11 protein-coding genes, 1 tRNA gene and 1 riboswitch are annotated in these 13,336 nt (G+C 74.6%); of the genes, 4 read left to right on the top strand and 8 right to left on the bottom strand.

Annotated features, from left to right (window positions below; genetic code table 11):
- Positions 1 to 6 precede the first annotated feature (6 nt).
- The 4 genes from ACQ5SO_RS10220 to hppD all read right to left on the bottom strand — a co-directional run bounded on the left by ACQ5SO_RS10220 (position 7) and on the right by hppD (position 4,788).
- Positions 7 to 2,043, bottom strand: a complete 2,037-nt coding sequence (locus ACQ5SO_RS10220) for a phage tail sheath family protein (protein ID WP_430941498.1) — start codon at positions 2,041 to 2,043, stop codon at positions 7 to 9.
- Positions 2,044 to 2,428: 385 nt separating this feature from the next.
- A complete protein-coding gene (locus tag ACQ5SO_RS10225; RefSeq protein ID WP_430941499.1) occupies positions 2,429 to 2,908 on the bottom strand; it encodes a 6,7-dimethyl-8-ribityllumazine synthase in 480 nt (159 codons plus the stop codon).
- Between the two features lie 70 nt (positions 2,909 to 2,978).
- A riboswitch (FMN riboswitch) is annotated at positions 2,979 to 3,108 on the bottom strand.
- A gap of 103 nt (positions 3,109 to 3,211) precedes the next feature.
- On the bottom strand, positions 3,212 to 3,586 hold the full coding sequence (locus tag ACQ5SO_RS10230; RefSeq protein ID WP_430941500.1) for a Rieske (2Fe-2S) protein: 375 nt from the start codon (positions 3,584 to 3,586) through the stop codon (positions 3,212 to 3,214).
- 89 nt (positions 3,587 to 3,675) lie between these two features.
- Positions 3,676 to 4,788, bottom strand: coding sequence for a 4-hydroxyphenylpyruvate dioxygenase (hppD, locus tag ACQ5SO_RS10235; protein ID WP_430941501.1), 1,113 nt, complete (start codon positions 4,786 to 4,788; stop codon positions 3,676 to 3,678).
- Between the two features lie 125 nt (positions 4,789 to 4,913).
- On the opposite strand from hppD, the gene ACQ5SO_RS10240 reads away from it, so the two are divergent.
- Positions 4,914 to 5,381: an Lrp/AsnC family transcriptional regulator gene (locus tag ACQ5SO_RS10240; protein ID WP_430941502.1), complete on the top strand. Its 468-nt coding sequence runs from the start codon at positions 4,914 to 4,916 to the stop codon at positions 5,379 to 5,381.
- Between the two features lie 186 nt (positions 5,382 to 5,567).
- Here ACQ5SO_RS10240 and ACQ5SO_RS10245 read toward each other — a convergent pair whose 3' ends face one another.
- The gene (locus tag ACQ5SO_RS10245) at positions 5,568 to 6,905 is read right to left on the bottom strand and encodes a lytic murein transglycosylase (RefSeq protein ID WP_430941503.1); all 1,338 of its coding nucleotides are present in this window, start codon (positions 6,903 to 6,905) and stop codon (positions 5,568 to 5,570) included.
- Positions 6,906 to 7,308: 403 nt separating this feature from the next.
- On the opposite strand from ACQ5SO_RS10245, the gene ACQ5SO_RS10250 reads away from it, so the two are divergent.
- Positions 7,309 to 7,971 (top strand): nitroreductase, encoded by a 663-nt coding sequence (locus tag ACQ5SO_RS10250; protein WP_430941504.1) that lies wholly within the window; start codon positions 7,309 to 7,311, stop codon positions 7,969 to 7,971.
- Between the two features lie 251 nt (positions 7,972 to 8,222).
- Here ACQ5SO_RS10250 and ACQ5SO_RS10255 read toward each other — a convergent pair whose 3' ends face one another.
- From ACQ5SO_RS10255 to ACQ5SO_RS10265, 3 genes are all read right to left on the bottom strand, one after another.
- Positions 8,223 to 9,404 (bottom strand): aromatic amino acid transaminase, encoded by a 1,182-nt coding sequence (locus ACQ5SO_RS10255; RefSeq protein ID WP_430941505.1) that lies wholly within the window; start codon positions 9,402 to 9,404, stop codon positions 8,223 to 8,225.
- Positions 9,405 to 9,785: 381 nt separating this feature from the next.
- Positions 9,786 to 10,712, bottom strand: a complete 927-nt coding sequence (locus tag ACQ5SO_RS10260; RefSeq protein ID WP_430941506.1) for an NlpC/P60 family protein — start codon at positions 10,710 to 10,712, stop codon at positions 9,786 to 9,788.
- Positions 10,713 to 10,767: 55 nt separating this feature from the next.
- On the bottom strand, positions 10,768 to 12,138 hold the full coding sequence (locus tag ACQ5SO_RS10265) for a leucyl aminopeptidase family protein (RefSeq protein ID WP_430941507.1): 1,371 nt from the start codon (positions 12,136 to 12,138) through the stop codon (positions 10,768 to 10,770).
- Between the two features lie 631 nt (positions 12,139 to 12,769).
- Between ACQ5SO_RS10265 and ACQ5SO_RS10270 the strand changes: the two genes are divergently transcribed.
- On the top strand, positions 12,770 to 13,021 hold the full coding sequence (locus ACQ5SO_RS10270) for an accessory factor UbiK family protein (RefSeq protein ID WP_430941508.1): 252 nt from the start codon (positions 12,770 to 12,772) through the stop codon (positions 13,019 to 13,021).
- 177 nt (positions 13,022 to 13,198) lie between these two features.
- A tRNA-Arg gene (locus ACQ5SO_RS10275) sits at positions 13,199 to 13,275 on the top strand.
- The last annotated feature ends 61 nt before the right edge of the window (positions 13,276 to 13,336 follow it).

Genomic DNA, 13,336 nt, shown 5'->3' on the forward strand with positions numbered 1-13,336 from the left:
GCCCCCTTATTCCGCCGCCTGCACGACCTGGTGCAGGCTGATGACCACGAATTCCGCGGGTTTGAGCGGCGCGAAGCCGACATCGATGTTCACCCGCCCGAGGTCGATATCCGCCTGCGTGGTGGTGGAGGCGTCGCAGCGCACGAAGAACGCCTCGGACGGCGTCGTCCCCTTGAAGGCGCCGGCGCGGAACAGCTGCTGCATGAAGCTGGTCCCGGCCAGCCGCAGCTCGGCCCAGAGCTGTTCGCCATTGGGCCGGTGCACCGCCCAGCGCAGCCCCTCGGAGAGCGAGCGCAGGATGTAGTCGGCGGTGCGGCGGACGGGGATGTACTTGTAATCGCTCGCCAACGCGTCGGCGCCGTCGACGGTGCGCGACCCGAAGGCGACGGTGCCGAAGACCGGGAACTGGCGGATGGCGTTCAGCCCGATGGGGTTCAGCAGCCCCGCCTCGGAATCCGACAGCACCACCGCGGGGGCGTAGGCCCCGGCGAGGACCGCGGAGGTGCCCGCGGGCGCCTGCCAGACCCCGGCGGCGGCGTCGGTGCGCGCCATCAGCCCGGCGATCGCGCCCGAGGGCGGGTGGCTGCGCAGCGTCCCGGGCGCGGCCGGGTCGTCGACGCGGATATTGGGGAAATACGCCGCCGCGTGGTCCGACTGGAAGGTGAAGCGGCCGGATTTCCACAGCTCGGCCCCCTCGGCGTCGGTCACGTCGGGCGGCGGGTCCACCAGCAGCATGGCGTGCTTGAGGCCGCAGACCCGGGCCGCCTCGCCCCAGGTGGGCATGGCGTCGGAATGGTGCTCGGCCTTCGGGTCGGTGGCGGCGGGGCGCACGAGGTCGGGGATGCACAGGATGTTGAAGAACGGGTCCCGCCCCTCGAGCGCCAGCACCGCGTCCTTGATCGCGCCCGGGGCGGGCTGGCCATGGGCCTGCCCCGCCGCCGCCGCCACCGGCGCGGCCACGAGGGCCGCGTCATAGGTCTGCCCGAGCTGGATCCGCGCGGGGTTCTCTGCCTCGGCCGTCAGCGCGTAGGTGTCGAGCAGCGAGGTCCCCGCGGCAGGGGCGGCGAGGCGCAGGATGCCGTCGTCGCGCCGCGGCCCGCCCCGGGCGCCCGACGGGCCGGAGAGCTTGAGGTGCAGGAAGGCGCCGCCCTCGACCTGGGCGACGGCGACCCCGCGCCCGCCCATCCTGTCTTTCACCGTCTCGTCCGCGGCCAGCGCCTTGTTGAGGGCCTTGCCGAGGCGCAGCGCCAGTTCCTGCGCCGAGGCGGGGCGGGCCTCGTCCATGGCGAAGGCCGTCACCTCCAGGCTGACCGAGGCGGGGGCGTCGACGCTGCCGTCGGCGGCGAGGAAGTCCACCTCGAGCGTGACCTTCACGTCGGCGGCGAAGGCGGCGCCGGCGGCGGGGGGCGTGCCGACGGCGTAAACCGAGCCGGAGACCGGCGGCGCGGGGTCGCCCACGGCGTCGGCGGGCAGGTCGATCCCGACCAGGGCCGAGCCGCGGCCCGCGTCGTTGACGATGGCGGGCGCGAAGCGCGGCGAGGCGGCGGAGGTAGACAGGGCCCCGAACCGCTCGGACGCGCCCGAGGCGCGGTCGGTGACCACGAGGTTGAACAGGGTCTTGTCCGGCGCGGCGCCGAAGGGGTCGGCCGACAGGCCGAACGGGTCGATCTCGACGAAGATCTCGCCGCTCGGAGCCCCCGCGCTCAGCGCCGTGGCGGTGAAGCTGTCCGCGACCGGGGCCTCGTCCTGCTGCAGGGTGGCGGCGGCGGCGACGGCGCCCTCGGGCGGGGTGCGGACCACCCAGGCCTCGGCCCCGCCATTGGCGAAGAAATGCATCACCGAGGTCCCGAGATTGGAGCTCGGCTGCGGCGCCCCGAAGGCGCGTTCGAAATCGCCGAAATTGAACAGCCGGGTCGGCCGCCCGTCGATCCCCGTCGCGGTGGGGCCGACGAACAGCGCGACCGAGGTCGAGGCGCCGGCGATGGGGCGCACGCCGCTGGAGAGTTCCTGCGTGTACACGCCGGGATGTTTGAGGTTCAGCACGGTCGCCTCCCGCTGGATCGGCTGAAATGCCGGGCGCGCCGAGGGATCGCACAATAAAACGTGCAGAATAGGAAAAATGTTCGGGCACGAAGGCGCACACCACACCCGAACGCCGCCCCGAAAGCGTCGAATGAACACGCAATTCAGGATCGGCTCACACGCCAATACTTCTTGAGGCCCAGCGTGCCGCGAGTCTCAACTTTCTGTCAACGGAATTGTCCCCGGAGACGCGCCAATGCGCCCGGGCCGGGGCGGCGCGGGCGGGGGAAGGGCGCGGCGATGGGGGGAGGGGGCGCGGGGCGGCGCAGGGGGTGGGCGCCCGCCGCGATGACGGGCGCCCGGGTGGGCTTCCTGGGGGACCCTTGGGGGGGTCGTTCGGCCCGGATCAGGCGGCGCGGGCGGCGGCGTCCTTCGCGGGGGCGGCCAGCGCGGCATGGGTCGCGGCGATCTGCACCGCGGCGTCGGCGGCCTCGCGGCCCTTCTCGACGAAGTGGTTGAAATAGAAGCTCTCGTGCTCCGATTTCGGCTGGAAGTGGTGGGGGGTGAGCGAGACGGACAGGACCGGGGTCCCGGTCTGCATCCCGGCCTCCATCAGGCCCGACACGACCGCCTGGGCGACGAAATCGTGGCGGTAGATGCCGCCATCGACCACGAGGGCGGCGGCGGCGATGGCGGCGTACTGGCCGGTCTCGCCCAGCTTGCGGGCCAGCAGCGGCATCTCGAAGGCGCCGGGGACGTCGAACACGTCGATCTCGGCCTCGACGCCGAGCTCGGCCAGCTTCTCGCGGAAGCCGAGCAGCGACTGGTCGACGATATCCGCGTGCCAGCGGGCCTTGATGAAGGCGAATTTGGGTTTGGTCGTCATGGCGTCAGATCCTCTCTCACTAAGAAGATCCCAAGGCGCACGGGCCCGCCTGGCCCGAGAGGCCCTGCGCACCCTATCTCTCCCATCCGGACTATGACCGTCGGCCCCGGAATTTCACCGGTGTCTGCTGACCCCTCCGAAAAGGGCGCTCGCGGGCTGTAACCGCCGGTGGGGAATTTCACCCCGCCCTGAGAATGGTTGCAGGAGTAGACCATGGCGCGGGGGGCGACAAGGCGGTTTGCGACGCCTGCGGGGGCGGAGGCGGCGTGAGGGCCCGAGGAGGGGCCCGAGGAGGGGGCGGCGTCAGGCGTCCGCGATGCGGATGACGCCGTCCGTTTCCTCGACCGGCACGGCATCCAGGGCGCAGCCGAGGCCCATGCCGCCGACGCCCTGCCCCGTCGCGGCGTCGAACTGGGCGCCGTGGACGGTGCACATGAGCTTGCTCCCGTCCGCCGAGAGGATCCGCGGCCCATGGTGGTCGAGCGGCAGGAACTGGTGCGGGCAGGCGTTGACGAAGGCGCGCAGGCCCGCGTCGTCCCGCAGCAGGACAAGCGGGAAGCGGCCCGCCCCCGTCTCGACCATCAGCGCCGTGGCGCCCACCGGCGCGGCGGAGGAGGGGCCGACCACGGTCCCCGGCGCGGGGGCGCCCGGAAAGCTGCGCCAGTCGTCGTCATGCATGGGAGATGCGGGCCTTCTCTTCGATCTCGCCTTCGATCTCGTCGGCGCGCCGCGGCGCGCGCCCGGGTCGGGGCGCGCCGCGCGCGTGGTCATTCGGCGGCGCCCACCTTGAGGACGCCGCGGCGGATCTGGTCTTCCTCGATGCTTTCGAACAGGGCCTTGAAGTTGCCCTCGCCGAAGCCGTCATCGCCCTTGCGCTGGATGAATTCGAAGAAGATGGGCCCGATCACGGTCTTGGAGAAGATCTGCAGCAGGATCCGCGTCATCCCGCCGCCGACCACGCCTTCGCCGTCGATGAGGATGCCGTGGGTCTTCATCCGCTCGATCGGTTCCTGGTGGCCTTTCACGCGGCGCGTCGACATCTCGTAATAGACGTCGGGCGGCCCGGGCATGAATTCGAGGCCCTTGGCGGCGATGGCGTCGGCCGAGGCGTAGATGTCCTCGGTCCCGACGGCGATGTGCTGGATGCCCTCGCCCTTGTACTCGCGCAGGTATTCCTCGATCTGGGAGTTCTCGTCCGCGCTCTCGTTGATCGGGATGCGGATCTTGCCGCAGGGCGAGGTGAGCGCGCGGGAGGTGAGGCCGGTGGCCTTGCCCTTGATGTCGAAATACTTGATTTCGCGGAAGTTGAACGTGTCGTGGTAGAACTTGTACCACGTGTCCATGTTGCCGCGGATCACGTTGTGGGTCAGGTGGTCGATATAGTGGAAGCCGACGCCGACCGGGTGCGGATCGCGGCCGTCCAGCCACTCGAATTCCGCGTCATAGGGGCTGCGGCCCTGGTCGTAGTCCTCGATGAAATAGAGGAGCGAGCCGCCGATGCCGATCACGGCGGGGGCGTCGATGGACTTGCCGGGGCCGGTGTATTCCTCGGCCCCGAGGTCCACGGCGCGTTTCAGGGCATGGGCTGCGTCGACCACCCGCCAGGCCATGGCGGGGGCGCAGGGGCCGTGCAGGCCGACGAATTCATCGGCGTGGGAGCCTTTCTCGGCGTTCAGCAGGTAGTTGATGTTGCCCTGCCGGTAGAGGGTGACGTCCTTCGTGCGGTGCTTGGCGACGGGGACGTAGCCCATGCGGCGGAACAGGGCGTCGAGCGCGGCGGGCTCGGGGTGGGCGAATTCCACGAACTCGAATCCGTCGGTGCCGGCGGGGTTGGCGGCGGAGATGACGGCTTTCGGGGCGTCGTGCGGATACGGACCCATCTGAGAACCTCCCGGGGGTGTGGCGATGATTTCCCCGAGTGTGCCGCGGCTTCGATGCGAAAAGGTTGCAAAGGAAACGGGCCGCGGGCAGCCTGCGCACAAATTTCGCGCCAAGGGGGAGAGTCATGCAAGATCACGAGCCGGATGCCTATGACCGTGCGATCCTGAGGGCGCTGCAGCGCGATTCGGCGCTCACCAATGCCGAGCTGGGGGCGCGGGTGAACCTGTCGCCCTCGCAATGCTCGCGCCGCCGCGCGGCGCTGGAGCGGGCGGGGGTGATCACCGGCTATGGCGCGCGGCTGTCGGCGAAGAAGCTGGGGCTCGGGCTGCGGGCGATCACGCGGGTGAACCTGTCGGCGCATTCCGAGGCGGCGGATGGCGATTTCGCGGGCTGGCTGGAGCGGGAGCCGGCGGTGCGGGCGGCGTATTCGGTGTCCGGGGACGCGGATTACGTGCTGGAGGTGCATGTGAAGGACCTCGACGCCTTCGCGGATTTCATCCACGGGCGGCTGCTGCCGCACCCGCAGGTGACGCAGGTGCGCTCGGAGATCGTGCTGAAGGTGACGAAGGAGGACCGGCGGCTGTCGGTGTGAGGGGCCGCCGGGGTCGGGGCCAGGGTCGGGGGCCAGCTGGCGCCGTCCCGCGCCGCGCCGCGCGGGCGCCCGGCCCGCAAGGGGCGGGACGCCGGACGCGCGGCCCCGGTCGGGGGCGGGTCCGGCCGCTCAGGGGGGACGAGCCCCCCGTTCGCGGCCGGAGGGCGGCTGGGCGCCGCCCGGCCCTCAGCCCCCCGCGCCGCGCAGGGCGTCGAGCAGGGGCGCGTTGACGAACCCGTCCGCGGGCAGGCCGCGGCTGCGCTGGAACGCCCGGATGGCGCCCTGGGTGTTCGGCCCGATGATCCCGTCCGGGACCCCGGCGTTGAAGCCGAGGCCGTTGAGAAGGGCCTGCACCTCCTTCATCTCCTCGACGCTCATCCGCCGCTGGTCGCGCGGCCAGGCATAGGCCGGGTCCGGCGCCCCGCCGATGCGCTGCGCCAGCAGCCCCACCGCCATCGCGTAGGAGGTGGCGTTGTTGTAGCGCTTGATGACCCGGAAATTGTTGAACACCGCGAAGGCGGGGCCGGAGGCGCCGGCGGGCAGGATGATGGACGCCTCGCCATGCGCCGGGACCGGGCCGCCATCGGCCGCGGTCACGCCCAGCGCCGACCACGCCTCGGGGGACCGGCGGATCTTCTGGTCGGCGAGCGACAGGTCGAACCCCGCGGGGAGCTTCACCTCGGCGCCCCAGGGCGCGCCCTGCTCCCACCCGAAGCGGGCGAGATAGGCGGCGGTGGAGGCGAGCCCGTCGCCCGGGTCCTCGCCCCACACGTTGCGCCGCCCGTCGCCGTCATGGTCGGCGGCGTAGGCGAGATACGAGGTCGGGATGAACTGCGTGTGCCCCATCGCCCCGGCCCAGGAGCCGACCATGGCCTCGGGCGTGATCTCCCCGGCCGCGACGATGCGGAAGGCGGCGAGGAGCTGCTCCTCGGCGAAATCCTTGCGGCGGCCATGCCAGGCGAGAGTGCCCAGCGCCTCGAACACGTTGATCGAGCCGCGGATGGTCCCGAAATTGGTCTCGACGCCCCAGATCGCCAGCACGGCCTCGCGGTCGACGCCGTGGCGGTCCTCGATCTCGGCCAGCAGGGGCGCGAGGGCGGCGCGTTTCTCGCGCCCCGTGGTAACGCGCGTGTCGGAGACGGCGCTGTCGAGATAGGCCCAGATCGGGCGGACGAATTCGGGCTGGAAGGCGTCGAGCTCCATCACCCTTGTGTTGGGCCGCACATTGGCGAAGGCCTGGTCGAACAGCGCCGCCGAGACCCCCTGCGCGAGGGCGCGGGCGCGGAAATCGGCGCGCCAGGCGGCGAAGCTGCGCTCCATCTCGGCGGGGTTCATCGGGCGCGGCTCGGGGCGCGGGGCGGTCTTGGCGGCCTGGGGAGCGGGCGTTTCCGCGGCCGGGCGCGGGGTCGGGGCGGCCGCGTTCTCCGGCGCCCCGGCGGAGGCGCAGCCCGCGGCCAGCGCGGCGAGCCCGGCGGCGGCGAGGGCGCGGCGCGGGCGGAGGGCGGAGAAGGGACGGCGGGTCATGGCGGCTCCTGGCAGGCGGCGGCGCGGGCGGGCGCGTGGGCGGGCGCGTGGGCTTCCCGCGGGCGATCAGGGGCCGAGCCTGCGGCGGCGCCGCGCCCGGGTCAAGGCCGCCGGGCCGGGGCCGCGGCGCGCGCGCACGCGGACGTGTCCGGGCGTGTGTCGGGGCGTGTGTCGGGGCGCGGGCTGGGGCGCGGGCCGGGCGGCGGCGGCGGCGCCCGGGCGCGGCCCCGCGCGGCGATGCGCGGCGATGCGCGCGGCGGCGCGGAGAGGCGCGGCGCGGGTTGGCGCGGGGCGCGGGGCAGGCGCCGCGACGGCGCCCGGTCCCGCCGCCGCTTGCACCGCCCGCGCCCCCGGCGCATGTTCATCGTCAGACGATTTCAACGACCCGGGGGAGGAGACGGCGATGCAGGTGCGCGAGGCGATGGAGAAGCGGATTTCGGTGCGGGCTTTCCGGCCCGACCCGGTCCCGCGCGAGGTGCTGGCCGACTGCCTGCGCCGCGCCGCGCGGGCGCCCTCGGGCGGCAATCTCCAGCCCTGGATCGCCACCGTGGTGGACGGGGAGAAGTGGGAGGCGCTGAAGGAAAAGGTCGCCGCCAAGATCGCCGCGCAGCAGGACCAGGGGCCGGAATACGAGATCTACCCGCCGAACCTGCACGATCCCTACCGGTCTCGCCGCTTCGCGGTGGGCGAGGCGATGTATGCAAGGCTCGGCATCCCGCGCGAGGACAAGCCCGCCCGCCTGCGCTGGTTCGCCAATAACTTCCGCGCCTTCGGGGCGCCGGCGATGGTGTTCGTGCATCTCGACCGCCGGATGGGGCCGCCGCAATGGGCCGATGCGGGGATGTTCCTGCAAAGCTTCATGCTGCTGCTGCAGGAGGCCGGGTATGACAGCTGCGCGCAGGAGGCCTGGGCGGTTCAGCACGCCACCGTGGACCCGTTCGTCGGCGCGGACCCGGAGACGCTGCTGTTCTGCGGCGTCGCCGTGGGCAAGGCGGACCCGGAGCACCCGGTGAACGGTCTGCGCACGGATCGCGCGCCGGAAGAGGAGTGGCTGCGCTTCCTCTGAGGGGTGCGCCGGGCGGCGCAGGCCGCCCTCCGGCCCGCGAATGGGGGGCTCGCCCCCCTGAGCGGACGGACGCGCCCCGCGGCGCAGGAGGGAGGGGCGGCCGACCTCGGGGGGCAAGAAGCCCCCGCTCGGCCGCCCGCGCCGCGCCGGCGCGCGTGGCGTGGGCGTCGCCGGGGCGCGGCGCGCGGCAGGCCAGGCGGGGCGCCGGGCGGCGACCCGCCCTGCCCCCCGGCCTCAGCCCAGCGTCGGCCTCAGCCCAGCGCGGCCAGCGCCGCCGCCACCCGCGCGGCGCCGTCATCGGGCAGGCCCGCGACGTTCACCCGGCCGCCGGGGACCACGTAGATCCCGCTCTCGTCCCGCAGCCGCCCGATCTGCCCGGCGTCCAGCGGCAGCGTGGCGAAGAGGCCCCGCCCCGCGGCGAAGCCGCGCCAGCGCGCGCCCCCGGCCTCGGCCCCGAGCGCCGCGTCCAGCGCCTGGCGCAGCCCGTTGATCCGCCCGCGCATCGCCGCCAGTTCGCCGCCCCAGGAGGCGCGCAGATCGGCATCCTCGAGCACGATCCGCACCGCGGCGGCGCCGTGATCGGGGGGCATGGACAGGTGCTCGCGGTTCACCGCCGCCAGGCGGCCCTGGGCTGCGGCGCGGGCCGAGGCGTCGCCGGCCATCACGAAGGCGGCGCCGACCCGGTCGCGATACATCCCGAAGGTCTTGGAGCAGGAGACGGCGACGACCGCCTCGGGGACCGCGTCGAGCACCAGGCGCATCCCCGCGGCGTCGGCCTCCGGCCCCTCGGCGAAGCCCAGGTAAGCCGCGTCGAAGAAGGGCAACCAGCCGCGGGCGGCGGCGGAGCGGGCGATCATCTCCCACCCCTCGGCGGGCATGTCGACGCCGGTCGGGTTGTGGCAGGAGGCGTGCAGCACCACCACGTCGCCGGGCCCGAGACGGTCGAGCGCCGCCTCCATCCCCGCGAGGTCCACGCCCTTGCCGTCGGCGGAGAGGTACGGGTAGGCGGCGCAGGAAAGGCCCGCGCCCTGCCCGAGCAGGTTGCGGTGATTGGGCCAGGTCGGGGTCGGCAGGTGGATGACGGCGCCCGGGTTGGCGGCGCGGATAAGCCGCCCGAGCACGAACAGCGCGCCCGAGCCGCCGACGGCCTGGGTGGCGGCGCTGCGGGCGGTGGCGGCCTCGCCCAGGGTCAGCGCGCCGAGGGCGTTGCAGAAGCCCATGTCGCCGAGCAGGCCCACATAGGTCTTGCTGGGCTGCTGGTCGAGAAGGCGGGTTTCGGCGGCCTTGATGGCGGCGAAGACCGGGGTCTCGCCCGCCGCGTCGCGATAGACGCCGACCCCGAGGTCGATCTTGTCCGCGCGCGGATCGGCGCGGAAGGCGGCCATGACGGCGAGGATCTCGTCGGGCTCGGCGGCGGCAAGGGCGGCGAACATGGGCGTTTCTCTCCGGGGGGCCGCTCTGGCGGCGGCGACGGGGGCGCACCCTAGGGGCAGGCGCGGGGAGAGGGAAGAGGGCGCGGAGGCGGCGCGGAGGACGCGTCCGGGCCGGGATCGGGGCGCCCGGGCGGCGGCACGCCGCCCATGACCCAGGATCCCGCGGCGGCACGCCGCCCTCCGGTCGCGAATGGGGGGCTTGCCCCCCCTGGGCGGGCGGACGCACCCGGCGGCGGGCGGGAGAGAGCGGGCGGCCTTGGGGGGCATGAAGCCCCCGCGCGGCCGCCCGCGCCGCGCAGGGACCCGAGGAGCGGCTTCGGGCGGCGTGCAGGCGCGGCGAGGGGCCGGGTAGAGGCCGGTGCGCCCGGCGGCAACCGCCCCTCAGACCCGGCGCAGCGCGGTGGGCAGACCTGCGCCGCGCCCTGCCCCGCCGGTGGAGGCGGCGATGCGGGCGACGGCCTGCGCCAGCGGCTCGGCCGCAACGCGCATGTGGAAGCCGTTGGCGTGGACCAGGGTGCGCGGGTCCGCCATCATCCCGACATGGCCGCGCCAGAACACGAGGTCCCCGGCGATCAGCTCGGGGACCGGGGCCGCGGCGTCGCCCCCCGCCCAGGGGTTCTCCAGCGCGGCGCCGAGCTCGGCCGCCTGCATGTCGCTGTCGCGCGGCGCGGCGATCCCGGCGGCCTCGAACGCGAGCTGCACGAGGCCGGAGCAATCCACGCCCAGCGCGCTCTCCCCGCCCCAGAGATAGGGCGCGCCGAGAAGCGCCTGCGCGGCCTCGGCGGGCGTGGGGCGGGCCGGGGGCGCGGCGGGCGAGGGTGCGCCGCCGTCAAGCCGCAGGAGGCCGGAGAGGGGGGCGAAGCCGCGGGAGGTGCGCAGGAAGCCCTCCGCTTCCTCGCCCGCCAGCAGCGCGCCCATGGGGGCGACGTCCGCCGGGTCGGTCTTGATGTCCGGGCCGGGGTAAAGGTGCGCGAGCGGGGCCGCGACGCGGTGGGTGGGGGCCGGGCCGGGGGCGGTCAGCGCCGCCTCCGGCGTCCAACCGACATAGGAGTCGCGCAGCCGCTGCACCCAGGCCATGCCGCCGCGCCGCTCGGCCACGCGCACCCGGTCGCCGAGGCGCAGCTGGGCGGCGAGGCCGGGCGCATCGGGGCGACCGCGCAGGGGGGCGAGGCCGACGCGGATCTCGGCGGGTTCGGGCTCCACCCAGGCGGTCGCCTCGACCCTGCCCTTCAGCGCGGCGTCGGCGAGGTCGGGGCGCGCCAGGGTGCGGCGCGGGTCGGGTGCGTCGGGGAGGGCGGCGTCGGGCATGGGCGGCTCCGGGGCGGAGGGGGCGCGCCCGCCGCCGGGGCGGGCGCGCTTTGCGTCAGAGGAAGCGCGTCTCGATGGCGTGGAGAAGGGCGCGGGCCGCCTGCATCTCTCCGCCCTTCGGGCGCCCGGGCTTGGCCGAGGGCGTCCAGCCGTAGATGTCGACATGCACGAAGCTTTCCGCGTCCCCGGCGAAGCGGCGCAGGAACAGCGCGGCGGTGATCGCCCCGGCCATGCCGCCCCCCGGCGCGTTGTCGAGATCGGCGATCGCGGGCTCGATCATCTCCTCGTACGGGTCCCAGAACGGCATCCGCCAGAGGGGGTCGGCCAGCGCAGCGGCGCCCTCGGCCAGCGCCCCGGCCAGCCCGTCGTCATCGGTGAACACGGGCGGCAGGTCCGGGCCCAGCGCCACCCGCGCGGCGCCGGTGAGGGTGGCGAGGCAGGCCATCAGCTTCGGCGCCTCTTCCTGCCCCACCGCCAGCGCGTCGGCGAGCACCAGCCGCCCCTCGGCGTCGGTATGGTTGACCTCGACCGTCAGCCCGGCGCGGGAGCGGAACACGTCCCCGGGCCGGAAAGAGGGGCCGGAGATGCTGTTCTCCACCGCCGGGACCAGCAGGCGCAGGCGCACGGGCAGCTCCAGCGCCATGATCATGGCGGCGAGGCCGATGGCGTTGGCCGCCCCGCCCATGTCCTTTTTCATCAGCGCCATGGACCCGGAGGGCTTGATCCCGAGGCCGCCGGTGTCGAAGGCGACGCCCTTGCCGACCAGGGTGATCTTCGGCGCGGCCGGGTCGCCCCAGCGCAGGTCGACCAGCCGCGGCTCGCGCCCCGGACCGGCGGCGCGGCCGACGGCGTGGATCAGGTTGAGGTCCTGTTCCAGCAGCGCGTCGCCCACGATGGAGGAGACCTTGGCCCCGTGCCGCCCGGCGAGGGCGCGGATGGCGGCCTCGATCTGCGCCGGGCCCATCTCCTCGGCCGGGGTGTTGACCAGGTCGCGGGCCAGCGCCGCGCCCTCGACCAGCGCGGCGAGGCGGGCGGGGTCGACGCCTTCGGGGGTGTCGAGCATGGCGCCGGGGACGGGGGCGGGTTTGTAGAGGTCGAAGCGGTAGCGGGCGAGTTCCCAGCCCAGCGCCTCGGTCAGCGCCTCGGACGGCGGCAGGGGCGTTTCCAGCGCGTAGCGGCCGGCGGGCAGCGCGGCGGGGGCGCGGCCGAGATGGAAGCGCCCGCGGCGACGGGCGGCGGCGTCGCCCCAGCCGAACAGGACCCGGTCGAGCCCGCCATCGGCGGCGGGCAGCTGCAGGACCTGGCCGAGGCGGCCGGAGAAGTCCTGGAGCTTCGCCCAGGCGGCCTGGGCGGCGGGGAGGGCGGCGAGGGCGGCCTCGGCCCCGGCGGTTTCGACGAGCTGGATGGGCGTGGGCGCCGGGGGCATGCGGGGGCTCCTTGGAAGCGGAAGAGAGGGTCGGGGGCGAGGATGCAGCAGGCGCGGCGCCGGTTGCAATCGCAAGCGCGCGCGGGCAGGCGCGCGGGCGGGAAGGAAGGCGGGCCGGGGAGGCGGGCCGGGGAGGCCGCGCGCCGGGCCGGGCGCGGGCGGGGGCCGGGCGCCCGCGCGGCGCGGCGGGCGGCGGCGCGGGCGGCGGGGAGCGGCGGGTTCGAGGCGCGGCGCGGGGTGGATTGGGGTGGGGCGCGGAAAGGAAGGGCCGGGCGTCGAACCATGGAGACGGGGGTGAGGCGGGGGCGCCGGGCGTCGCCGGGGTTTACATCAACGGCTCCACCCTCCCCTCCGCCCTGCCCCGCTTTCATGGGACGGCGGCGGGACATTCGGGAATATCCCGAACCGCCGCGCGCATCGCCCCGACGCGCCCGCGTCCCGGTCCTTGCCCATGCGAAGACCGGGGCGGTCGGCTCGCCGGGCTTTCCCCGCCGCGCCCCCCCGCGGCCATGGGACCGGGTGGCGAATCACGCCCCGCCGCGCCATATGGACCGCTGACGCCCCCCGCGGCGCCGCGGCCCGCGCCGCGCCTGCGCCGCCCCATCGCCGCCCCGCGCGGCAGGAGACCCGGATGCAACCCAAACCCCCGTTCCTCGACGACATTTCCAAGCTGCTGACCAGCGCCGCCGGCGTGGCCCAGGGCGCCCGGGCCGAGGCCGAGACCGCGATGAAGAGCGTGCTCGAGCGTTGGCTGGCCGACAGCGACCTGGTCACGCGCGAGGAATTCGACGCGGTGCGCGCCATGGCCCTGAAGGCGCGCGAGCAGAACGCGGCGCTGGAGGCCCGGATCGCGGCGCTGGAAGCCAAGGCTTCGGAGGGCTGAGGCCCCGCGGCGGGGGCGCCGCGCCCCCGCCTGCACCGGCCCGTTTCCAGCCCGGTTGCGGCCGGGCTGCAGGAAACCGGCGCGCGGCCGCCCCGGCCGCCGCCCCCGCGCCTCGGCGCAGGCTGTTGCGCGCCGCGATTGACCCTGCGCGGCGCCCCCCGTATGCAGGCCCCGGACGGCTCCGTAGCTCAGCTGGATAGAGCGGCCCCCTCCTAAGGGGCAGGTCATAGGTTCGAATCCTATCGGAGTCGCCACCCTTCCGTTTTTGCGAATGATTTCAACCGCGCTCTACAGTTTTATGAGGGGCGTTCTACA

It is taken from the genome of Rhodovulum sp. DZ06 (genome assembly GCF_050586345.1).
GTDB lineage: Bacteria > Pseudomonadota > Alphaproteobacteria > Rhodobacterales > Rhodobacteraceae > JBOCEF01.

Excerpts from the sequence above, each read along its gene's own strand:
- ACQ5SO_RS10225 (WP_430941499.1), bottom strand. The coding sequence starts at position 2,908 with ATGACGACCAAACCCAAATTCGCCTTCATCAAGGCCCGCTGGCACGCG.
- ACQ5SO_RS10230 (WP_430941500.1), bottom strand. The coding sequence starts at position 3,586 with ATGCATGACGACGACTGGCGCAGCTTTCCGGGCGCCCCCGCGCCGGGG.
- hppD (WP_430941501.1), bottom strand. The coding sequence starts at position 4,788 with ATGGGTCCGTATCCGCACGACGCCCCGAAAGCCGTCATCTCCGCCGCC.
- ACQ5SO_RS10240 (WP_430941502.1), top strand. The coding sequence starts at position 4,914 with ATGCAAGATCACGAGCCGGATGCCTATGACCGTGCGATCCTGAGGGCG.
- ACQ5SO_RS10245 (WP_430941503.1), bottom strand. The coding sequence starts at position 6,905 with ATGACCCGCCGTCCCTTCTCCGCCCTCCGCCCGCGCCGCGCCCTCGCC.
- ACQ5SO_RS10250 (WP_430941504.1), top strand. The coding sequence starts at position 7,309 with ATGCAGGTGCGCGAGGCGATGGAGAAGCGGATTTCGGTGCGGGCTTTC.
- ACQ5SO_RS10255 (WP_430941505.1), bottom strand. The coding sequence starts at position 9,404 with ATGTTCGCCGCCCTTGCCGCCGCCGAGCCCGACGAGATCCTCGCCGTC.
- ACQ5SO_RS10260 (WP_430941506.1), bottom strand. The coding sequence starts at position 10,712 with ATGCCCGACGCCGCCCTCCCCGACGCACCCGACCCGCGCCGCACCCTG.
- ACQ5SO_RS10265 (WP_430941507.1), bottom strand. The coding sequence starts at position 12,138 with ATGCCCCCGGCGCCCACGCCCATCCAGCTCGTCGAAACCGCCGGGGCC.
- ACQ5SO_RS10270 (WP_430941508.1), top strand. The coding sequence starts at position 12,770 with ATGCAACCCAAACCCCCGTTCCTCGACGACATTTCCAAGCTGCTGACC.